The following is a 22,915-nucleotide window of genomic DNA, read 5'->3' on the forward strand; positions in this document are numbered from 1 at the left end:
TAAAGTCGGCTTCACATGAAGAGGCCATCTATTTAAATTATTACACTCCTTTATTTTTTATCTTTTTTATATTCTTTTCGTTTATTTAACCAAATATGAATCAATTCTACCAATTCCATTGTTTCAATCTCACAATATTCTCCTTTCCCATCTTCGGCTAAATTGTCTAACACAGTAGTTGTGTCGTTCCGGATTTCTAAACCGCAAATGTTGCCATTTACTACTACATAATTTTTTTCTCCGTTTAAAACACTATGTATTTCTTCTAAAATCCAATCTCCAAAAGCTGAAACTTCAATTCCTAAAAAAGTTTCAACAAGTTTTATTTCTTGAGGAAGTCTCATAACTAAATCACTACTGTTAAGTACTTCAAAACTATATGGATATTTCATGACTATTTTACTCCTTTATTTCTGGCTTTAGTGACTCTATTTACTTCTCTATTAATCTCATAAGCTCTATTAAGGTAATAAATTCTTATACCATCATTACTCTTGTCTTACTTACATTTATAGTAAAAGTAGATTGTTATTAAACTTATTTATCCAATATTTCTCTGATGTAGGTATGAGTTCAGTGAAATCTTCATATGTACCTATCCAATCTTTTGGTACATAGTTTTCGTATGATGCCGGTTCTGGAAACATTGAATATAGTATTTTATTATCAAAGTTAATTAATAAGACTGGACTATAATCTAATAGATCTTCTACTGCATTCTTCCTTTTAATATTTTCAAGTAGTAAATAATTTAATTCTTCTTTAGTTGTTTTATATTGATTAATCCTTACTAAAAATACTTCTACATTTTCATGATCTAATACTTTTATTCCATTTCTTTCTTCCGTTTCATCATTATCTTCAATGCTTATACCTAAATTTTTATATGCATTATCTAATTTATTATAATCTAAAAACCATAGTTCTTTATCTGTTACATACCACCTAAACTCATTTTTATATATGACGGCTACTATAATGTTTTCTGCATAAAGCGGTTCTAATATCATAATCTACTCCTTTTATTATTATCTTAATATCCTACCATTCTGGTGTATTCTTCTCTTCATTCAATCCAAGTTGCTGGCAAATCATATGGGTTTCCTGACGTTTTTTGTTCAACTATTTTCAGGATATTTACTCTTAGTATGTTGGATTGAAAGTATTGTATTTTCATTTATAAACTTATCTTACGATTTAGGCAAATCAAATTTAACTATTCCCAAATTACTTCCGCTATTATATAAGAAATTTTTTGCACGCTCATTATAATCTGTACTTCATCTTAAACTTTGCTAGAAGCAAGGAAGTAATTTAACAGTCAGTGAAGGATGTGAACCCTCCACAATGATTAGATTTTCACTTTTTTATATTTGTTCCGGAATTTTTGACAATCTCTTGAACTGTGCGAAATGTCACATCTGTATTTTACAACCTCTCTTATAGTAAGGGTATGTAAGAGAGACGTATTAAAGGAGTGAACAGTATGAAGAAGAAACCATCAGCACTAATGAGACGTTTAAAATATTTTTCACCAATAGATCGTTATAACGATAATCATACACAAGAAACATATGAAGATCGCGAATGGGAGAATGTGTACAGAAAGCGTTGGCAGCATGATAAAGTAATTCGTTCTACACACGGCGTGAACTGTACTGGTTCATGTAGTTGGAATATATATGTGAAGGATGGAATTGTAACTTGGGAAGGGCAGGAGCTTAACTATCCGACTACAGGTCCTGATATGCCTGATTTTGAACCACGAGGATGCCCACGTGGAGCAAGTTTTTCTTGGTACATTTACAGTCCGCTTCGTGTGAAATATCCGTATGTACGTGGTGTTCTATGGAGTATGTGGCAAGAGGAACTACAAAATAACGAGTCACCACTAGACGCTTGGAAAAGCATTGTGGAAAACCCTGAAAAAGCACTTACGTATAAGCAGGCGCGTGGTAAAGGGGGATTCATTCGTGCGAATTGGGATGAAGTATTACAACTCGTTTCTGCTTCATTACTATACACAGTAATTAAATACGGTCCAGACCGAAATGTTGGTTTTTCACCAATTCCAGCAATGTCGATGTTAAGTCATGCAGCTGGTAGCCGCTTTATGCAACTTATGGGTGGACCAATGCTTAGTTTCTATGATTGGTACGCAGATTTACCACCAGCTTCTCCGCAAATTTGGGGTGATCAAACTGATGTACCAGAAAGTAGTGACTGGTATAACTCTGGTTACATTATGACATGGGGTTCAAACGTACCGATGACGAGAACGCCAGATGCACACTTTTTAGCCGAAGTTCGATATAAAGGAACGAAAGTCGTTTCTGTAAGTCCTGACTTTGCCGAGTCTACAAAGTTTGCAGATGATTGGATTAGTGTGAAACAAGGTACAGATGGTGCACTTGCGATGGCAATGGGGCATGTGATCTTACAAGAATTTTACGTAGATAATCAAGTGGAATACTTCACAAAGTATGCGAAGCAATATACTGATTTTCCTTTCTTTGTCACATTGAAAGAAAAAGGAGATCAATTCGTTGCTGATCGTTTCTTAAATGCTTCTGATATTGGACGCGAAACGAAGTTAGGGGAATGGAAACCTGTAATTTGGAACGAGAATACGAATGATTTTGCAACACCTCACGGCACAATGGGATCACGTTGGGATAACGAGAAGAAATGGAACTTGCGTTTAGAAGATGAACAGACAGGTGAAACGATTGATCCGCGTCTTTCTTTACTTGGAATGGAAGATAGTGTTGAAACAGTGCAAATTCCGTACTTCTCTGATGATGGAAATACAATATTAGAACGTACAATTCCAGTGAAAAAAGTTATGACAGAAGAAGGCGAAGTGTGCGTTACAACTGTATATGACTTAACGTTAGCAAATTACGGTGTGAACCGAGGTCTTGGTGGGCAAGAACCGAAAGATTTCAATGATGATGTACCGTTTACACCTGCATGGCAAGAGAAAATGACCGGAGTAAAGCGAGAGCTTATTATTCAAATTGCTCGTGAGTTCGCGCAAAATGCAGTTGATACGAATGGCCGCTCGATGATTATTATGGGAGCTGGTATTAACCATTGGTTTAACTCTGATACGATTTATCGCGCAGTTTTAAATCTTGTTCTTCTCGTTGGGGCACAAGGTGTAAACGGCGGCGGTTGGGCACATTATGTTGGTCAAGAAAAATTACGACCAGCAGAAGGATGGCAAACAATCGCGATGGCGAAAGATTGGCAAGGGCCACCGAAATTACAAAACGGTACATCTTTCTTCTATTTCGTAACAGATCAATGGCGTTATGAAGATACACCTGTTGGACATTTAGCATCACCAGTTGAGGGCAACTCTCGTTATCAACATCACGGTGATTACAACGTATTAGCAGCACGACTTGGCTGGTTACCTTCTTATCCAACATTCGAGAAGAATGGGATTGAATTATATAAAGAAGCTGTTGCTGCTGGTGCAACAACACAAGAAGAAATCGGAAAATACGTTGCACAAAAACTAAAAGAAAAAGAACTGAAATTTGCGATTGAAGACCCAGATAATAAAAACAACTTTCCGCGTAACTTATTCGTATGGCGTGCAAACTTAATTTCAAGTTCCGGTAAAGGACACGAATATTTCTTAAAACATTTATTAGGTACAACAAACGGATTAATGAATGACGATAGTGACTCATTAAGACCAGAAGAAATTAAGTGGCATGAAGATGCACCTGAAGGGAAGTTAGATTTACTCATTAATTTAGATTTCCGTATGGCTGGAACGGCGCTTTATTCTGATATCGTCTTACCTGCTTCAACTTGGTATGAAAAGCATGATTTAAGCAGTACGGATATGCATCCATTTGTACATCCATTTAATCCAGCAATCGGTTCACCGTGGGAAGCACGCTCTGACTGGGATATTTTCACCTCTCTTTCTAAAGCTGTGTCAGATTTAGCGAAGAAAATCGACCTTGAACCAATGAAAGAAGTTGTTGCAACACCACTTCTTCACGATACACCGCAAGAATTAGCACAACCACTTGGTAAGATTAAAGACTGGAGCAAAGGTGAGTGTGAACCGATCCCAGGTAAAACAATGCCGCAAATTCATGTTGTCGAAAGGGATTATAAAACGATTTATGACAAGATGACAGCGCTTGGACCAAATACCGGAAAACAACCGATTGGTACGAAAGGGATTTCTTGGTCGGCAGAAAAAGAATATGAGCAATTAAAGAGTCGATTAGGAGTTGTTCGAACGGATTCTATTGCGAAGGGGTGCCCAGACATAAAAGAAGCAATTAATGCTGCTGAGGCGGTATTAACACTTTCTTCTACAACAAACGGTCATATGGCGGTAAAAGCATGGGAAGCGCTTGAAAAACAAACCGATTTAAAACTACGTGACTTAGCAGAAGAACGTGAAGAAGAATGCTTCACATTTGAACAAATTACAGCGCAGCCTAAAACAGTAATTACTTCTCCGGCCTTTACGGGTTCTGAAAAAGGTGGACGCCGTTACTCACCATTTACAACAAATGTTGAACGTCTCATCCCTTGGAGAACGATAACTGGTCGACAATCTTTCTACTTAGATCACGACATGATGAAAGAATTTGGCGAAACGATGGCAACATTTAAACCAATACTGCAACATAAACCATTCCGTAAATCACGCCCTGAAGTAGAAGGGAAAGAAATTACACTAAACTATTTAACACCGCATAATAAGTGGTCGATTCATAGTATGTACTTCGATTCATTGCCAATGTTAACGCTGTTTAGAGGTGGTCCAACTGTTTGGATGAATAAAGATGATGCGAATGAAGCTGGTGTTGCTGATAATGATTGGATTGAATGCTTTAACCGTAACGGCGTAGTCGTAGCACGTGCTGTTGTAACGCACCGTATACCGAGGGGGATGGCATTTATGCACCATGCGCAAGATCGTCACATTAACGTGCCTGGTACGAAATTAACAAGCACCCGCGGGGGAACACATAATAGTCCAACTCGTATTCACGTTAAACCAACACATATGATTGGTGGATATGGCCAATTAAGCTATGGATTTAACTATTATGGTCCGACTGGGAACCAGCGTGACTTAAACGTTGTAATCCGTAAACTGAAGGAGGTAGATTGGCTTGAAGATTAAAGCGCAAGTCGGAATGGTAATGAACTTAGATAAATGCATCGGCTGCCACACTTGTAGCGTAACATGCAAAAACACCTGGACGAATCGTCCAGGTGCTGAATATATGTACTTCAATAACGTAGAAACGAAACCTGGAATTGGTTATCCGAAACAATGGGAAAATCAGGAGAAATACAAAGGCGGCTGGGAATTGAAAAATGGTGAAATTCAGCTGAAATCCGGTTCGAAAATGAAGCGTCTTATGAATATTTTCCACAATCCAGATCAGCCAACAATTGATGATTACTTTGAACCTTGGAACTATGATTATGAAACGTTAACAAATAGCCCGCAGCGTAAGCATCAACCAGTTGCTCGTCCGAAATCAGCAATTACGGGTGAATTTATCGACAAAATTGAATGGGGTCCAAACTGGGAAGATGATTTAGCAGGCGGACATATAACAGGGTTACAAGATCCGAACGTCAAGAAAATGGAAGAAGGAATTAAAACGGATTTTGAAAATGTCTTTATGATGTATTTACCACGTATTTGCGAACATTGTATGAATCCATCTTGCGTTTCTTCTTGTCCATCGGGTGCGATGTATAAACGTGAAGAAGATGGGATTGTTCTTGTGGATCAAAATGCATGTCGTGCATGGAGATTTTGTGTATCGTCTTGTCCGTATAAAAAAGTATATTTTAACTGGCAAACAAATAAAGCTGAAAAATGTACAATGTGTTTCCCTCGTATTGAAGCTGGTATGCCAACAATTTGTTCTGAAACATGTGTAGGACGTATTCGATATATTGGGGTAATGCTATATGACGCTGACAAAGTAAAAGAAGCGGCTTCTGTTGAAAATGAAAAAGATTTATATGAATCTCAGCTTACTGTTTTCCTAGATCCAAATGATCCAGAAGTAGCAGCTGAAGCGAAAAAACAAGGGATTCCTGAAGAATGGATTAAAGCGGCACAACAGTCGCCAATCTATAAAATGATTATCGATTGGAAAATCGCTCTACCTCTTCATCCAGAGTATCGTACAATGCCAATGGTTTGGTATATCCCGCCGCTTAGCCCAATTATGAACATGGTGGAGGGGAAAGGTAGTAACTGGCAAGCAGAAGAGATTTTCCCTGCTATTGATAATATGCGTATTCCAATTCAATATTTAGCGAATTTACTCACTGCAGGAGATGAATCCCATATTCGTCTTACATTGAAAAAATTGGCTGTCATGCGAACACATATGAGAGCATTGCAAATTAATAAAGAACCAAATGAAGCTGTATTAAAAGAACTAGGTTTAACGAAACAGGATGTAGAAGATATGTATCGTCTTCTTGCTATTGCGAAATATAAAGATCGCTTTGTTATCCCGACCTCTCACCGCGAACAAGTTGCAGATTTATATAGCGAACAAGGAAGTTGTGGTTTATCTTTCGCAGGTGGGCCAGGCTCTTGTACGACAATTTCTTAAAAAAAAGGGGGCAGAAAACTATGAAACAAAGTTTACAAACAGCTTTTTCTTGTTCTTCTTTTCTTCTCTCCTATCCTGAACTAGGTTGGAGGGAAGCTTTACTAGAATTACAGGAAGAGATTCAAGAAATTGAACAGGAAGAAATCAGAGCATCACTTACAACATTTATAAAAGAAGCGCTAAATAAAACAGACAATCAACTTATTGATTCTTACGTCTATACATTCGACTTTGGAAAGAAGACAAATATGTATCTTACCTACATGAAAACAGGTGAACAAAGAGAGCGTGGAATTGAATTATTAGAGTTAAAACAGCATTATCAAAAATCTGGTTTTAACGTAACAGATAAAGAACTACCGGATTATTTACCGCTTCTACTTGAGTTTCTTGCAAACGCGAATGAAAAAGATAGCGAGCCAATTATGAGTAAATACACGGAAAATATACAAGCGTTGCACGGGCAATTAAAAGAAGCAAACTGTATGTATGAACCAATTCTCGCCGCTGTTCTACTCGCTATCAATACATGGGGTATACAGGCAAATTAGAAAGGAGAGTTGTCAAAATGATGGATCAATTTCTATGGGTATTGTTTCCCTATATCATTTTTGCAATCTTTATCGGTGGACATATTTTCAGATACAACTATGATCAATTTGGATGGACGTCAAAATCTAGTGAACTATTAGAAAAGAAAATGCTCCGAATCGGAAGTCTATTATTCCACTTTGGGATCATGTTCGTCATTGGTGGTCATGTTATGGGGATTTTAATTCCAGAGTCTGTATACCGTTCAATAGGTATTTCTGAGCATATGTATCATATAATGGCAATTAGTTTCGGGCTTCCGGCAGGTGTTGCTTCTATCATCGGTTTAATTATATTAACGTACCGCCGTGTAACAGTAAAACGCATCATTGCAACGAGTACAAGGGGAGATTATATTGCGCTTATTTTATTACTAATCGTAATGCTAGCGGGACTTTCTTCAACCTTTTTAAATATCGACTCAAAAGGGTTTGATTATCGTACAACAATCGGTCCGTGGTTCCGAAGTCTCTTTATTTTCCAACCGAAAGTTGAATATATGATGGAAGTACCAGTATGGTTTAAAATTCATATAATTGCAGGTATGGGTCTATTCGCAGTATGGCCATTTACTAGACTTGTCCATGTATTTAGTGCCCCAATTAAATACTTAAGCCGTAGTTATGTGATTTACAGAAGACGTATTCCTAATGAATTGAAAAAATAATGCCACAGTAAACGAATAGAAGTTAGCAACTAACATGAAACGAGGTCTAATGGAAGGCCTCGTCTTTTTTAGGAAATAACTGTATGCAAGAGAAAAAGAGTAGCATCTAAATAAGATGCTACTCTATGCTACAAACAGAGGCAGAGCAATCTTCACAAGCAATTTCACATTTTAAAAATTGTAAATCATGGATTGTAATCTTTCCTTTATGAATAGAAATCGTACCTTTTTTTTTCAAATCATTTAACATTCGATTTACGCTTTCACGCGAAGTTGCACAGAAGTTTGCAAGTTCTTGATTCGTTAATGGTAAATCGATGAGAATCCCATTTTCTTTTAACACACCATAACTATTTGTCATTCGAATGAGAGTAGAATATAGGGCACCTTTTTTGCCGTGTAATACTAGATCTCGGAACTTCGTTTGCATTCTTCTTAAATGTTCACTAATCCATTTCATAAATTCAAATACAAGAGCGGGTTTTTGGAGTAATGCTTTTTCTAAGGCTTCACGCTTTATAACGCCTACTTCAACATCTTCAAGGCATTTTGAATTTAATAAATACCTTGCATCTTCCGTGAACAATGTTAATTCCCCAATAATATCATTTTGTGAACAAATGCGAAGTGTTAATTCTTGTCCGTCAGCACTAAGTTTACTGATTTGCACTTTTCCAGAGTGAATGATATAAATTTCTGTTGCTTCCATACCTTCTTGAAAAATAAAACTCCCCTTATTAATTTGCATTTTATATTCAACAGATGAAAGTAACTCCTTTAAATCTTTGGATAATGCCGTACTGTTTGCCACAGCAATCACCTTTCTTCTTATAAGCAGTATATTTCTTATTTTGGATGTAATCATGATGAAATTGCAAGAGATATTTTTGAAAATAAAGTAAAATTTCAATGACCGTAAGGAAAAGCGACCTTAAATGTCTAAAAAGCTACTTATAGTAAGGGTTTATATTATACGAATATAAGTTTTTTAGTTTAAGAAATTTTAGTATGTAAAGAGAATGGGACTAGAGATGTGAACAAAATTCGAACGGATTTGTGAAGAATTTTTGAATGGGGAAAGTAATGTGAGAAAAGTCACATTGAATATGTAGCTTCTTTTTTATAATGAAGGCAAATAAAAAAAATTGAAAGCTTACTAATGATTGCAGTAGAAAAGAAGGGATATAGATGCACGAGAAGATGAAAGATTCTTTAGAGCGGCCACTTCAAGATTTACGTATTTCAGTTATTGACCGTTGTAATTTTAGGTGCACGTACTGTATGCCAGCTGAAGTGTTCGGACCTGATTATGCTTTTTTACAGGAAGAGTTTTTATTAACGTTCGATGAAATAGAAAGGTTAGCGAGATTATTTATAAGTATGGGTGTTAATAAAATTAGACTTACTGGCGGTGAACCTTTATTGCGTAAAGATTTACCGAAGTTAATTGCAAGGCTTACAAAGCTAGAAGGCTTAAAGGATATTGGACTCACAACAAACGGTATTCATTTAGCAAAACAGGCAAGGTCATTAAAAGAAGCGGGATTAAAACGTGTAAACATTAGTTTAGATGCGATAGAAGATCATGTCTTCCGAAAAATTAATGGACGAAATGTAAGTACAAAACCTGTATTGAAAGGAATTGAAGCAGCAAAAGCAGCTGGATTAGAAGTAAAAGTAAATATGGTCGTAAAAAAAGGGATGAATGATAGTCAAATTCTTCTAATGGCTCGTTATTTTAAAGAACAAGAAATTCAGCTTCGTTTTATCGAATTTATGGATGTGGGCAGTACGAACGGATGGAACTTTGAACAAGTTATTACGAAGGAACAATTAATAGAGAAAATTAATCGTGTATATCCGATTGAGCCTGTTAAACCTCGTTACTTTGGAGAAGTTGCGAAATTGTATCGATATGTAGGGAGCGATGCAGAAGTTGGATTTATTACTTCTGTTTCTGAATCTTTTTGTTCCTCTTGTACGAGAGCTCGTATTTCGGCAGACGGTAAGTTTTTTACGTGCTTATTTGGAACGAAAGGAACTGATTTGCGAACGCTTCTTCGAGAAAATATTTCTGATGCTTCATTATTAAAAATTCTCCAACATACATGGGAGTGCAGAACAGATCGGTATTCGGATGAAAGAACGGATGAAAGTACAAATAAACGTCCAAAAGTTGAAATGTCTTATATTGGTGGATAGCGAAAGGAGGATTCCCTATGCAAGAGCGATATTCAAGGCAAGTATTGTTTTCTGGAATTGGTGAAATGGGACAAAGAAAAATAAGAAAAAAACATGTGCTCCTAATCGGTGCGGGTGCACTAGGAGCTGCAAATGCGGAAGCGCTCGTTAGGATGGGGATTGGGAAATTGACAATTGCTGACCGTGACTACGTCGAATGGAGTAATTTACAGCGGCAACAGTTATATACAGAAGAAGATGCACAGCAGTGTAAACCAAAAGCAATTGCAGCGGCAGAACATTTAAGAAAGATTAATTCTGAAGTAGAAATTGTACCAATTGTAACGGATGTCACAATGCAAGAAATAGAAGAGTTAACAAAAGAAGTGGATCTTATATTAGATGCGACTGACAATTTCGATACGCGCCTACTTATAAATGACATTTCGCAAAAAGAAAATATACCTTGGATATACGGTGGATGCATTGGAAGTTACGGTGTAACGTATACAATTCTTCCGGGGGAAACACCATGCTTTCGCTGCCTAATGGATCATCCTATGGGCGGTGCAACATGTGATACAGCAGGAATCATTCAGCCGGCTGTACAAATGGTCGTTGCTCACCAAGTGACAGAAGCGATGAAAATATTGGTGAATGATTTTCAGGCGCTAAGGGGAACGATGTTATCATTTGATATTTGGAACAATCAATATCTCTCATTAAAAGTAAATAGGCAGAAGAAAAGTACATGTCCATCTTGTGGGAATGTACGCACTTACCCAAATTTAACATTTGGATCACAGATGAAAACTGAAGTGCTATGCGGGCGGAATACAGTTCAAATCCGTCCAGGGATAAAGCGAGTTCTTAATTTAGAAGAAGTTCGAAATCGCTTACAAAAAAGCGTGAGTGTCAAAAAAACTCCATATTTACTATCGTTTCTAGTAGATGAATATCGTTTTGTTTTATTTACAGACGGTAGGGCATTTATTCATGGGACAAATGATGTGAAAATGGCAAAACGATTATACGCAAAATATATAGGATGAACAGAAAGAGAGTTTATCCTTATCAAAACGAGGTGAAAAAAGAATGCTAGAAAAACGTAAACCAATTCCAGTAGCAGAAGCAGTTGCACGCATAATGGAGTATGCTCATCAAGGTGAAATAGAAAAGGTTTCTCTTATAGACAGCTACGGTAGAATGCTTGGAGAAGATGTTATTGTAGATCATGATGTCCCGCATTTCGATCGCTCTCCGTACGACGGGTTTGCGATTCGCGCGGAAGATACAAAAGAAGCAAATAGCAGTAACCCGATTCAGTTTGAAGTGATTGGTGAGATCGGGGCAGGTTCTGTTTTTAGAGAAGAGGCGAAAGCATTTCAAGCTGTACGTATTATGACAGGAGCTGCAATTCCAGCAGGATGTAATGCGGTTGTTATGTTAGAGCTAACGGAAGGATTTGAAGAAAAAGAAAAGACTTATATGAAATTAAAACGCTCTTTCGCTGCTGGTGATAACATTTCTTTTAAAGGAGAAGATGTAAAACAGAATGCCATACTTGTGAAAAAAGGGACTTCTATTAACCCTGGAGTAGCGGCGCTTCTTGCTACGTTTGGTTATAGTTCCGTACATGTTGTAAAACAGCCGGTTATTGGAATTGTAGCGACAGGAAGTGAACTTTTAGAAGTACATGAACAGCTTAAACCGGGGAAGATTCGAAATAGTAATTCCTATATGATTGCTGCTCAAATTGAGCGAGCGGGCGGAATTGTACGGTATTATGGACAGTTCGTTGATGATTTAGAGACGTGTTATAACACTGTAAAAAAAGCGATGAAAGAAGTCGATATTTTAATTACAACTGGTGGCGTTTCAGTAGGAGACTACGATTATTTACCTGCTATTTATGAGAGATTACAAGCTAATGTACTTTTCAATAAAATAGCGATGCGACCAGGAAGCGTGACTACTGTAGCTGAGCTAGAAGGAAAACTATTATTCGGTCTATCTGGTAATCCTTCAGCTTGTTATGTCGGATGTGAATTATATGTTCGGCCAGTCATTGGAACGTATTTGCATAGGAAAGATCCGCACGCATATCGTGCAGAAGCTATTTTACAGAAAGATTTTCCGAAAGCAAACCCATTTACTCGTTTTGTACGAGGGAAAGTGGAAAGTGTAGATGGAAAATTGCAAGCTACACCAGTTGGTTTAGATAAATCTAGTGCAATTTCTTCACTTGCAGAGGCGAATGCATTTATCGTCCTGCCGGGAGGAACGAGAGGATTTGAAGCAGGAATAATTGTTTCGGTATTATTATTGGAATCGAACATAGGAAGTGAGTGGCCGTGGAAAGAACCACTTCGATCATATAAGTAATAGAAAAATAGATTGCTAACTTATACAAAGGTAAGAGGTGCAAAATGACACATACGTATTATGAAGTAATTGATACACCTATTTCAATTGAAGAAGTTACAAACAAAGTAATTCGGTGTGAGTGTGGTGCGGTTACTACTTTCATTGGTACCGTCAGAGAATTTACGAAAGGACGTCGTACGCTATATTTAGAGTATGTAGCATATAAAACAATGGCGGAAAAACAGCTTGAGAAAATTGGTAATGAAGTAGAAGAGAAGTGGCCTGGGACATATGTAGCAATTACACATCGCATTGGTACATTGGAAATTTCTGATTTTGCTGTTGTTGTCGCCGTTTCAACACCACACCGGAAAGCAGCCTATGAGGCGAACGAATATATTATGGAGCGTATAAAACAAATTGTTCCGATTTGGAAGAAAGAGTTTTGGGAAGATGGTGAGTTATGGATAGGTGATCAGTCAGAGAAAGTAGCATATGTAAATGGCGAGCCTGAAAAGGAGATGAGAACATGATTGAAGTGCTATTATTTGCACATTTGCAAGAAGAAGCAAGCAAACCTGCCTTGCACATAGATTGTGAAAATATTACGGTTACTGAACTAAAGGAATTTCTGGTTAAGGAATATAACGTAGCAATTTCAAACGAGGTTATGGTCGCCATAAATGAAGAGTATGCAAATGAAGGTGACATCATTCAAACTGGCGATGTAGTAGCAATGATTCCGCCAGTAAGTGGTGGTTGATTCTTTTCAGCCTAATCATGTTAGGACGTGATTAGGCTGGAGAGAATGAATATAACTATGCATACATAGGAGGGAACAGGATGAAAAGTCCTAATTTTCAATTAAGTTTACAAACTTCTAATCTAGTTATCGGTTTTATGGTATGGGTTATCTTATCATCATTAATGCCATATATTAAAGCGGATATTCCATTAACTGCGGGACAAATTTCTATGGTCACAGCAGTACCGGTTATTTTAGGTTCTATTCTTCGCATTCCAATTGGTTATTGGACAAATCGTTACGGAGCAAGAAAATTGTTCTTTATTAGTTTTATACTTTTATTATTCCCTGTCTTTTACATTAGTATTGCCAATTCTATGATGGATTTAATTATTGGTGGATTATTTGTAGGGATTGGTGGTGCTGTATTCTCTGTAGGAGTAACTTCTCTACCGAAATACTTCCCGAAAGAGAGTCACGGTTTTGTAAATGGTATTTACGGTGTGGGTAACGCTGGAACAGCAATTACTTCATTTTTAGCACCTGTAATTGCGACATCAGTTGGCTGGAGAACAACAGTACAGTGTTATTTAGTTTTACTTGCAGCATTTGCACTTATGAACTTTTTATTAGGCGATCGTAAGGAAAAAAAGGTGAATACACCATTAATGGAACAAATAAAAGGTGTATATAAAAATGAAAAACTTTGGTTTCTATGTATCTTTTACTTTTTAACATTTGGATCATTTGTTGCATTTACAGTATATTTACCAAACTTTTTAGTGTCTCACTTCGGATTAGAGAAAGTAGATGCAGGCATGCGGACAGCTGGATTCATCGTATTAGCAACAATGATGCGCCCGATTGGTGGTTGGCTCGGTGATAAATTTAATCCATTTAAAATATTAATCTTCGTATTTATCGGCTTAACACTATCTGGTATTGTTTTATCATTCATGCCTAGTATGAACGTGTATACGTTTGGTTGCTTACTAGTCGCATTCTGTGCAGGTATTGGAAATGGTACAATCTTTAAGCTTGTTCCAATGTACTTCTCTGAGCAAGCAGGGATTGTAAATGGGGTTGTGTCAGCTTTAGGTGGATTAGGAGGGTTCTTCCCACCATTAATTTTAACGTTACTATTCCAACTAACAGGTCATTATGCAATTGGATTTATGGCGTTATCAGAAGTCGCTCTTGCTTGTTTAATCATTACAGTATGGATGTATAGCCAAGAGAAGCTGTTAGTGATGTTAAAGAATCATTAATAAAGAAAAAGAACCCTCCTAAAGTAATCTAGGAGGGTTCTTTTAGTAATAGGCTTCGATATGTTTTTTATTGCTAACTTAACAAACACTTGTATTCTAAAATAATGTGGTTTAAAAATGAAAAACAGAAGTTTTATGGAATTTTATGTTAAAATATAGATATCAGATGTTATTCAATTAAAGGGTTAGTTAAAGAAAGTTTAAATCTCTTCCGAAGATAGAACTAATTTTTAGCATACAAATACTTAATTGGATCGGGGTGTTTAGATGAAAAAATTATATAAGTCCACTCAAGATAAACAAGTATCAGGTGTATTAGGTGGCTTAAGCGATAAGTATGGAATTGATGTAAGTATCCTTCGCATAGTCACTGCATTATCAGCCGTTTTTACTAGTGGATTTACGGTGTTACTTTATATAATAGCTGCAATTGTTTTGCCTACAGATAAAGATATTAAGAGATAAATGTATGAACTTAAATCTAATTCCACAATCGAGAACTCCGTTTTTTGTCTATTGAAAGTTTCCAAAGTAAAAGCAACAGTACGATTGTTATAAGACTGAAATGAACAAACGAAAAATCCTCATAAAACATTCGGAATATATCGAGAACGAAAATAATAACTTTTGAATTAAACGATGACTATTGATCGCTAACGAATCGATAAATAGTCGTCATTTTCTAAAAACTATTTATAAATATATATAAATATTTATAAATTTTAAAAATATATGAAGGTATTTATGACAAGAAAAAACTTCATATTTTTTAGGGCCAGATTTTTTCGTAAGGCTAATGGATATTGTGAAAAAGTACACCTAAAATAAAGAATAAAGTTTAGGTCGATAAGATAAAATTATGAATTTGTATAAATAATCCATAATTTTCTTTATGAGTCATATTTGATATGTTAAAGAAAAGAGAGGGGAGGGAAATGAAATGAGAATTTTTGATGCACATTTTCATATTATTGATTTTAATTTTCCGATTATTGAGAACCAAGGGTATTTTCCACCCAACTTTGTTGTAGAAGATTATCAGAATGAAACTCCTAATTTGAATGTAATTGGTGGAGCGATCGTATCTGGTTCTTTCCAATGGTTTGATCAAGAATATTTATTAAAGGCACTAAAACAGTTGGGTTCAACATTTTGTGGCGTAACACAATTACCTTTTACAGTGACGGATGAAGAAATACTAAATTTAAATGAAAATGGGGTAAAAGCATTACGCTTTAATATTAAAAGAGGTGGTTCAGAAGATTTATCGAAGCTGGATTACTTTGCTAGAAGGGTTCATGATTTAGTAGGATGGCATAGTGAGCTTTATATGGATGCAAAAGAGTTGCCCGGAATTGCATCCACTATAGAAAAATTACCAGCTATATCAATTGACCATTTAGGGTTATCAGAAGAAGGTTTACCATATTTATTAAAACTAGTTGATAAAGGGGTACATGTGAAAGCTACTGGTTTTGGTCGTGTCGAATTAGATGTTGAGAATGCCTTAAAGTCGATTTATGAAGTTAACCCAGATGCACTTATGTTTGGAACAGATTTACCATCTACAAGAGCAAAAAGACCTTTTGAGTATGGAGATATCAAATTGATTCAACAGCTATTTGATGAACAAGCTACCGATAAAATCCTGTATACGAATGCTTTCAAATGGTATTTTGGGTAGCGTCAGGGGCTACATTTGAATTAACTGTATCCATATTTAGTAAAGAGTTTAATCCAACTATAATGTATTTAGAATGGGGTATTAAATGTTTGTTTTTATTATATTAGACGTGATATTACCAATATTAATATTGATTCTAATTGGTGCAATCTTACAAAGAAAGTTCCAATTTAACTTAAAGCAGCTATCTACACTTATTACTTATTGCTTGATGCCAGCGGCTGTATTTGTGAATATATATGATATTAGTATAGAAACAGGTTTGTTGCTCCAGATAATATACTATTTAATACTTTACAGTCTGAGTGTGATGATAGTAAGTCATTTCATTTCAAAAACATTAAAGTTAGAAAAAGGAGAAAGTGCAGCTCTAAAAAATAGCATTTCGTTAATGAATTCCGGTAATTATGGATTACCAGTAAGTCAATTGATTTTCAGTCACAATCCAGTGGGGGTTTCCATTCAGATTTTTATTGTGATTTTCCAGAATCTTTTAACTTATTCATATGGGATATATAACTTACTATCAGCAACAAAAACAATCGGAAGTATTATTCAATCATTTCTAAGACTGCCTATATTTCATGCACTCATATTAGGGGTTCTCTTTCAATCTTTTACAATTCAAATACCTAATTCTATCTTTCTACCTCTTAATCAGCTTGCGAATAGTTTTGTTGCAATAGCACTCATATTGCTAGGAGCGCAATTATCCAACATTAAGCTTAATTTTTTCCATCGAGTCATAACATGGGCTTTAATTGGAAGATTATTGATGGGACCATTATTAGCACTTGCCATGATATACCTACTAAACATTGATGGTATTGTTGCACAATCATTATTTATTGCAGGTTCTTTTCCTACTTCAAGAAATACAGCAACTATTGCTATGGAGTATCAAATAGAGCCTGAACTACATGCACAAATCGTTTTATTTTCAACACTTTTCAGCATTATTACAGTAACTGTCGTTATTTATTTGTCATATATTTTGTTTTGAATATACGTGCAAAAACGGATAGAATTGAGGCGGTAAATGATGGACGGAAATCCCATCGATATGAGAAGAAAACAGTCTTTGATATATTGGGTGTCGTTTACAATTGTACCATGTCTGATAATCAAGCGGCTTAATTCAAAAAAGGAACCAAAACAAAAAGAACAAACGCTTCTAAAAAACGTTTGTCCAAAGGTAATTACTATTTTAGCTAAGAAATAGATTATTATTTGTGAGTACGAGAAAGCTTTTTTATAAGTTTAGGAAATATAGATGCTAGTTCCTGCTTCAAACGCTTTGTAAACGATGGATCCTTACCGGAAGTTGAAATAGTTACAATATATTCATCATTTCGGATGACACCAGGTGTGTGAAAGGATGATTCTGTGCCATCACTTACAACGTTAACCCATTGGAAATCATGGGAGGCCTGTTTGACCATCATATTGACATCATGTTGATTTGTAGATGCATAAATAAGATGAGCATCTTTAATATCATCATTACTAAAAGTTTTTTGCTTCCAAGTAATATAAGGAAGTTCCTTCATTTCCTCGCAAATCTCTGGGCTGATAACGGTGACAAAAGCGCCTGTATTTTTTAATCCAGACGCTTTCCGATATGCGATTTTACCACCACCAACTATAACAACAATTTTTTTATCTAAATTAAACATAAGAGGATACATATTATACATACACACATTCCTCCATTCGTTCTAATAATGCCGACTTCATATATGTATCAAATTGAAGACAATTACAAGTCGTAACGTGATCATATTTTTTTGTATGCAACTTAATTTTTTGAAGCAACAATCCGGTAAAGAGAAGGTACGGCATGACATATACATGGGACGCAGTCGATGTTATAGCCTTGAGCTCAGCAGTAAAAGAGGGCGTTCCTTTCGTTAAAAAGGAGGACGATACTGGCATACCGAGTTTTCGTTCGACCGCTGCTCCGATTTGTTGTAACTCATGTATCGGCTGTGGATCACTACTGCCTCGTCCTACGAGTAAAACGCTACTATCTTGCTTTGGCATAGTTTCACGTATTCTTTTCACTACAAGTTCAACCATATGTGGATGCGTACTAAAAGGTGGTACAACTGAAAATGTTATTTGAGGATATTTCTTTTGTAGTTGCTCTATTTCAAAAGGAATATCACGTTTATAGTGAGCTGCTGCAAATAATAAAACAGGTACAATCATTATTTCAGTTGCACCCTCTAGTATTGCTTCTGTAACTGCATCCGAAATGGTAGGTGTCGTTAGTTCTAGAAAAGCTATTTTTTGACTCCTTTCGTTACGTTCTTTCATAACAGATTGAATAAAGTGAATGAATTGTTCATTACCTTCTCGCAGGCGACTACCGTGTCCAACGTATACAATTCCTTTCATCGTACCACCAAATCTTTCTTCATAATCATGTCTTGTAATTGTTCATCTACATTATGAAAACCAACTTTATTCGCATAGTGTAACGTTGGAATGTCGGTATACGAGAAGGGAAGAGTAAGAATATCGATAAAGCCAAGTCGTTTTATTTCTGATAAAAATGTATCAATTGAAGCACGTCCTTCAAATACAATGCTATCCCATGAGAATTCAGAAAGCATACGAGAATGAATTTCATTGAAGCGATGATCAATTGTATACTCATGAGTCATCATATAAGACCCAGCACCAATTTTTTCTTGAATAAAACCAATTCGATTAATATTTCTGCCTAAATAAACAGTTGTATCGGAAGAGAACTCTGCTTGTTTACTTAGTAGCCCATATTGCATAAGTTTTTCTTGAGTGGCAACGTTCATATACTGCAGTTTCGCCTGTAAGGAACGAATATCTTTCTGGTGTTTACTACATGATCGCATCAAGATTTCTACACTTTCATCTGAACAAAATACAAGGCGATCAACGTTAAAAATTTCATTGATTTGTTCAGATGTTAATGTGTATTCTTCCCTTTTGAAAGTTGGAATTTGATATGTTTCTGCACCGCATTCTTGTAACTTTTGCTTCATGAAACTGGTTTTATTTGTTGCGGATGCAAATAAAACTTTTTTACCATGCAATGGTTTACGTTCTTTCCAAGCGATTTGATCCCGTAAGGAAACGACATCACCAACAATTGTCATAGAAGGGTTAGAAAAATTTTCGTTTTTGACGATAGGAACAATGGTTGAAAGTGTTCCTGTGACAACGCGTTGCTTTCCAGTTGTACCCCACTCAATGACTGCTACGGGTGTATTTTCTTGTTTTCCTGCTTGTAGTAAATTTTCACAAATTGTAGGTAAGTTTTTTATACCCATGTAGTAGGCAATTGTATCGCTATTGTGGGATGAATTATATTTTCCATGATCGGTTAAAGGACCTTTTGCATGCCCAGTTAGTAAAGTAACGCTATTACTATAGTCACGGTGGGTGAGGGGGATACCTGCATAGCTACTAGCGGCGATGCTAGATGTAATACCTGGTACAATTTCATATGGAATGTCCGCTGCTGCTAAAGTTTCTGCTTCTTCACCAACACGGCCAAAAATAGATGGATCTCCGCCCTTTAAGCGGACAACGATTTTTCCTTCTTGTGCAAATTGAAGGAGGTGGGCGTTAATCATTTCTTGACGCATAGTATGATTCTTTGGCATTTTACCGCAATAAATAAGTTCACAAGTTGGCTTTGTATAGCTAAGAAAGTTAGGGTTCAATAAGCGGTCATATAAGACAATATCTGCACGCTTTAAGCAATCTATCGCTTTTTTTGTAATAAGCCCTTCATCCCCTGGTCCTGCACCAACTAAATATACATATCCGTTCATAATCGCACCTCATCATTTTTTATTTAAAAGGAAGCCAGAGGAGGCTTCCTTTCGTAAATTACATGTTTATATAAATGTCACCATCAATAACTTCTACTTCGTACGTTTGGATACAGCCGTCATCAGGTTTTTGAACTTCACCTGTTAGTAATGAAATTTTCCAATCATGTAGTGGACAAAAAACGAATTCACCAGATACAATTCCTTCGGCTAATGGTCCGTTTTTATGAGGACAACGATTTTCTACAGCTCGAATATCGCCATTTGAAAGGCGGAATAGGGCGATAGACATACCTTTCATTTGTACCTCTTTACCGATTTGAATAGGAAGATCTTCTGCACGCATAACTTTTATTTTTTCTTTCGTTTGTATCATATAGATCACAGCTCCTTATTTCACAGTTTCTACTTCATACATCGCTTTTAAAGACTTCGTTTCTAGTGCTTGTCCCCAAGCTTCTGTATATGTGCTACGAGCTGTTTGGAAACGATCATTTAACATCGTGACCATACTTGTATCTTGTAGTATTTCTTTTATGTGATCGAAGCCTAATCGTTCTGTCCAATAGGCAGTACGCTCCCCGTAAATACCAGTTTCACGATAATATTGCATGTAAGCTGTAGCGATGCGAAGGACATCGTCTTCAGTAGGGACGATCATTACAAAATCAGCCTCGCGTACTTCCGTACCACCATTTCCACCGATATACAGTTGGAATCCATTTTCAACACACACAACGCCGAAATCTTTCGTAAGTACTTCCGCACAGTTACGTGGACAACCTGTTACACCCATTTTCATTTTATGAGGTGTATCTACCATTTCTAATGACTGTTCAAGGAGCATACCAAGTCCTAATGAATCTTTCGTACCGAAACGACAGAAGCGAGAACCAACACATGATTTTACACTACGAAGCGATTTTGAGTACGCATATCCAGAAGTCATATTTAAGTCAGCCCATACGTTAGGTAAATCTTGTTTCTTAACACCATATAAGCCGATTCGGCTCGCACCTGTAATTTTCACAAGAGGAACGTCATATTTTTTTGCGACTTCAGCAATTTTCATTAAATCATCTGCGGTTGTAACGCCTCCGTACATACGTGGAATAACAGAGAATGTACCATCGTGCTGGATGTTACCATTCATTCTTTCATTAACGTAACGGGATGATTTATCATCTACATATTCTTCCGGAATCGCCATACGTAAATAGTAATTTAAAGCAGGACGACATTTCGAACAGCCGTCTTCATGTGCAAAACCGAGTACATTTCGTACTTCTTTTGGCGATTTTAAACCTTTCTCGTGAATGGCGGCTACGACTTCGTCACGTGATAAAGTTGTACATCCGCACATACCAGCAGACTGCGCAGAAGCATCAAAAGCATCTCCGAGTGTATGAGCTAGAACTTGTTCCACAAGCGGACGACATTTACCACAAGACCCTGCGGCTTTCGTGCATCCTTTAACTTCTTCAAAAGTAGTTAACTCTTGTTCTAAAATGGCATGAACGATTGTACCTTTCGTAACGCCATTACATCCACAAATTGTGTCATCCGCACTCATTGTAGCAACGTCAAGTTCACTTTCTTCACCAGCTTTGTGAAGAAGGGAAGCGGCTGTATATTCTTGTATATCTTCTTCTTTCTTTAACATGCTAAAGAGGCGTGTACCATCAGTTGCATCACCATATAAAACGATACCGACGACTTTATTGTCACGAATTAATACTTTTTTATAGGAACGTTTACATTCATCAAAGATTGAAATTGCTTTCGTTTGATCATCTTCATAAATTTGACCAGCAGAGAATAAATCACAACCTGCAACTTTTAACTGTGTACCGACGATGCTGCCCGTATATCCATTAGTTTGTAAATTCGTTATATGTTTTGCTAATATTGCGCCTTGTTCATAAAGAGGGGCAACAAGTCCATATGCGATACCGTCATGTTCTGCACATTCTCCAACTGCATAAATGGATTCATCATTCGTTAGCATATAGTCATTGACTACAATGCCGCGATTTACAAGTAAACTAGCATCTTTTGCTATTTGAGTATTTGGGCGTATTCCGACAGCCATTACGATTAAATTACAATCTACAACTTCACCATCTTCAAATTGAATGCCCTCAACATGGTCTGTACCAAGAATCTTTACAGTTTTCTTTTCCATTAGAAACTTCATGCCTTGCGCTTCTAAATCTTCACGCAATAGGGAAGATGCTTTCGTATCTAGTTGTTGCTCCATTAAGCTAGGCATTAAATGAACAACATGTACGTCCATTCCTAAGTCAATAAGACCTCTTGCGGCTTCTAAACCGAGTAATCCACCACCAATGACAACGGCCTTTTTCTTTTCTTTAGCGGTATCCATCATAAATTGTGTATCTTCAATTGTTCGAAATCCTGTTACACCAGGAAGGGTGGAACCTTCAACTGGTAAAATAAAAGCACTAGAACCTGTTGCGATAATGAGTTTGTCGTATGTAATAGTACGATTCTTTTCTGTAATAATAATTTTTTCTTTTCGGTTAATACTTTGAACTCTTTCATTTGTATACAAAGTTATTTCATTTTCTTCATACCAACTGTATTGATTCATAATGATATCTTGCATATTTGTTTTTCCTTGTAATACATGAGAGAGCATAATACGGTTGTAGTTCGGATGTGGTTCATCTCCGAAAATAGTAATCTCATATAAATTACTATCATGTTTTAATATTTCTTCCATACAACGTATGCCAGCCATACCATTTCCGATCATAACTAAACGTTTTTTCATTTTCGTTTCCCCTTTTTATGTGAAATATTGAACAAAGGATTATATTTCTATTATAGAAAATCAAAAAAGCGGGAGATGTGATATTTATCACACTTATATAATGATTCACAAATTGTTAAAATTCGGATTTGTGTGAGGGGGGCGTGGATATTTTTCGCA

Annotated in this window: 21 protein-coding genes; 13 read left to right on the forward strand and 8 right to left on the reverse strand. The window is 36.4% G+C overall.

What is annotated here, in order from left to right; genetic code table 11:
• Window positions 1-50: 50 nt before the first annotated feature.
• Entirely contained in the window at window positions 51-392 is a 342-nt protein-coding gene (locus MKY90_RS10595; RefSeq protein ID WP_002031584.1) for a hypothetical protein, read from the reverse strand.
• A gap of 117 nt (window positions 393-509) precedes the next feature.
• On the reverse strand, window positions 510-1,010 hold the full coding sequence (locus MKY90_RS10600; protein ID WP_002031586.1) for a hypothetical protein: 501 nt from the start codon (window positions 1,008-1,010) through the stop codon (window positions 510-512).
• Window positions 1,011-1,486: 476 nt separating this feature from the next.
• On the opposite strand from MKY90_RS10600, the gene MKY90_RS10605 reads away from it, so the two are divergent.
• From MKY90_RS10605 to narI, 4 genes are read left to right on the forward strand one after another with little or no spacing between them, the layout of a single operon-like run.
• Window positions 1,487-5,170 (forward strand): nitrate reductase subunit alpha, encoded by a 3,684-nt coding sequence (locus MKY90_RS10605; RefSeq protein ID WP_341091292.1) that lies wholly within the window; start codon window positions 1,487-1,489, stop codon window positions 5,168-5,170.
• On the forward strand, window positions 5,160-6,635 hold the full coding sequence (gene narH, locus MKY90_RS10610; protein ID WP_061675506.1) for a nitrate reductase subunit beta: 1,476 nt from the start codon (window positions 5,160-5,162) through the stop codon (window positions 6,633-6,635). Before MKY90_RS10605 ends, narH begins: the two co-directional genes overlap by 11 nt.
• Before the next feature lie 20 nt (window positions 6,636-6,655).
• Window positions 6,656-7,186, forward strand: coding sequence for a nitrate reductase molybdenum cofactor assembly chaperone (gene narJ, locus MKY90_RS10615; protein WP_016126833.1), 531 nt, complete (start codon window positions 6,656-6,658; stop codon window positions 7,184-7,186).
• A gap of 17 nt (window positions 7,187-7,203) precedes the next feature.
• Window positions 7,204-7,893 carry a respiratory nitrate reductase subunit gamma gene (narI, locus tag MKY90_RS10620; protein ID WP_002031592.1) on the forward strand — a complete coding sequence of 230 codons (690 nt, stop codon included), beginning with the start codon at window positions 7,204-7,206 and terminating at the stop codon, window positions 7,891-7,893.
• Between the two features lie 118 nt (window positions 7,894-8,011).
• Here the strand turns inward: narI and MKY90_RS10625 are convergent, their stop codons facing one another.
• On the reverse strand, window positions 8,012-8,704 hold the full coding sequence (locus MKY90_RS10625) for a Crp/Fnr family transcriptional regulator (RefSeq protein ID WP_002189419.1): 693 nt from the start codon (window positions 8,702-8,704) through the stop codon (window positions 8,012-8,014).
• A gap of 377 nt (window positions 8,705-9,081) precedes the next feature.
• Between MKY90_RS10625 and moaA the strand changes: the two genes are divergently transcribed.
• From moaA to MKY90_RS10670, 9 genes are all read left to right on the forward strand, one after another.
• A complete protein-coding gene (moaA, locus tag MKY90_RS10630) occupies window positions 9,082-10,095 on the forward strand; it encodes a GTP 3',8-cyclase MoaA (protein ID WP_016126834.1) in 1,014 nt (337 codons plus the stop codon).
• Between the two features lie 17 nt (window positions 10,096-10,112).
• Entirely contained in the window at window positions 10,113-11,126 is a 1,014-nt protein-coding gene (locus MKY90_RS10635; protein ID WP_002031598.1) for a molybdopterin-synthase adenylyltransferase MoeB, read from the forward strand.
• Window positions 11,127-11,169: 43 nt separating this feature from the next.
• Window positions 11,170-12,459, forward strand: coding sequence for a molybdopterin molybdotransferase MoeA (locus tag MKY90_RS10640; protein WP_016126835.1), 1,290 nt, complete (start codon window positions 11,170-11,172; stop codon window positions 12,457-12,459).
• 44 nt (window positions 12,460-12,503) lie between these two features.
• The gene (locus tag MKY90_RS10645; protein ID WP_012260808.1) at window positions 12,504-12,974 is read left to right on the forward strand and encodes a molybdenum cofactor biosynthesis protein MoaE; all 471 of its coding nucleotides are present in this window, start codon (window positions 12,504-12,506) and stop codon (window positions 12,972-12,974) included.
• Window positions 12,971-13,204: a molybdopterin converting factor subunit 1 gene (moaD, locus tag MKY90_RS10650; protein WP_016126837.1), complete on the forward strand. Its 234-nt coding sequence runs from the start codon at window positions 12,971-12,973 to the stop codon at window positions 13,202-13,204. Before MKY90_RS10645 ends, moaD begins: the two co-directional genes overlap by 4 nt.
• A gap of 80 nt (window positions 13,205-13,284) precedes the next feature.
• The gene (gene narK, locus MKY90_RS10655; RefSeq protein ID WP_016126838.1) at window positions 13,285-14,454 is read left to right on the forward strand and encodes a nitrate transporter NarK; all 1,170 of its coding nucleotides are present in this window, start codon (window positions 13,285-13,287) and stop codon (window positions 14,452-14,454) included.
• 267 nt (window positions 14,455-14,721) lie between these two features.
• On the forward strand, window positions 14,722-14,919 hold the full coding sequence (locus MKY90_RS10660; RefSeq protein WP_002193043.1) for a PspC domain-containing protein: 198 nt from the start codon (window positions 14,722-14,724) through the stop codon (window positions 14,917-14,919).
• A 475-nt stretch (window positions 14,920-15,394) separates the two neighbouring features.
• A complete protein-coding gene (locus MKY90_RS10665; protein WP_215598804.1) occupies window positions 15,395-16,138 on the forward strand; it encodes an amidohydrolase family protein in 744 nt (247 codons plus the stop codon).
• 85 nt (window positions 16,139-16,223) lie between these two features.
• A complete protein-coding gene (locus MKY90_RS10670; protein WP_215598803.1) occupies window positions 16,224-17,141 on the forward strand; it encodes an AEC family transporter in 918 nt (305 codons plus the stop codon).
• Window positions 17,142-17,364: 223 nt separating this feature from the next.
• On the opposite strand, the gene MKY90_RS10675 is transcribed toward MKY90_RS10670, so the two are convergent.
• From MKY90_RS10675 to nirB, 5 genes are read right to left on the reverse strand one after another with little or no spacing between them, the layout of a single operon-like run.
• Window positions 17,365-17,835 carry a precorrin-2 dehydrogenase gene (locus MKY90_RS10675; RefSeq protein WP_016102122.1) on the reverse strand — a complete coding sequence of 157 codons (471 nt, stop codon included), beginning with the start codon at window positions 17,833-17,835 and terminating at the stop codon, window positions 17,365-17,367.
• Entirely contained in the window at window positions 17,828-18,538 is a 711-nt protein-coding gene (locus tag MKY90_RS10680) for a sirohydrochlorin chelatase (protein WP_061675511.1), read from the reverse strand. The genes MKY90_RS10675 and MKY90_RS10680 overlap by 8 nt, the downstream gene beginning before the upstream one ends.
• Complete coding sequence (locus MKY90_RS10685; protein WP_061689856.1) at window positions 18,535-19,959, reverse strand: uroporphyrin-III C-methyltransferase; 1,425 nt, start codon at window positions 19,957-19,959, stop codon at window positions 18,535-18,537. The genes MKY90_RS10680 and MKY90_RS10685 overlap by 4 nt, the downstream gene beginning before the upstream one ends.
• Window positions 19,960-20,017: 58 nt before the next feature.
• The gene (gene nirD, locus MKY90_RS10690; protein ID WP_061689857.1) at window positions 20,018-20,335 is read right to left on the reverse strand and encodes a nitrite reductase small subunit NirD; all 318 of its coding nucleotides are present in this window, start codon (window positions 20,333-20,335) and stop codon (window positions 20,018-20,020) included.
• Window positions 20,336-20,350: 15 nt separating this feature from the next.
• Window positions 20,351-22,756 carry an NADPH-nitrite reductase large subunit gene (gene nirB / locus MKY90_RS10695; protein WP_341091302.1) on the reverse strand — a complete coding sequence of 802 codons (2,406 nt, stop codon included), beginning with the start codon at window positions 22,754-22,756 and terminating at the stop codon, window positions 20,351-20,353.
• Window positions 22,757-22,915: the final 159 nt, after the last annotated feature.

Origin of the sequence: Bacillus sp. FSL P2-0099, from assembly GCF_038007445.1 — a bacterium.
In the GTDB taxonomy this organism is placed as follows: Bacteria; Bacillota; Bacilli; order Bacillales; family Bacillaceae_G; genus Bacillus_A; species Bacillus_A mycoides.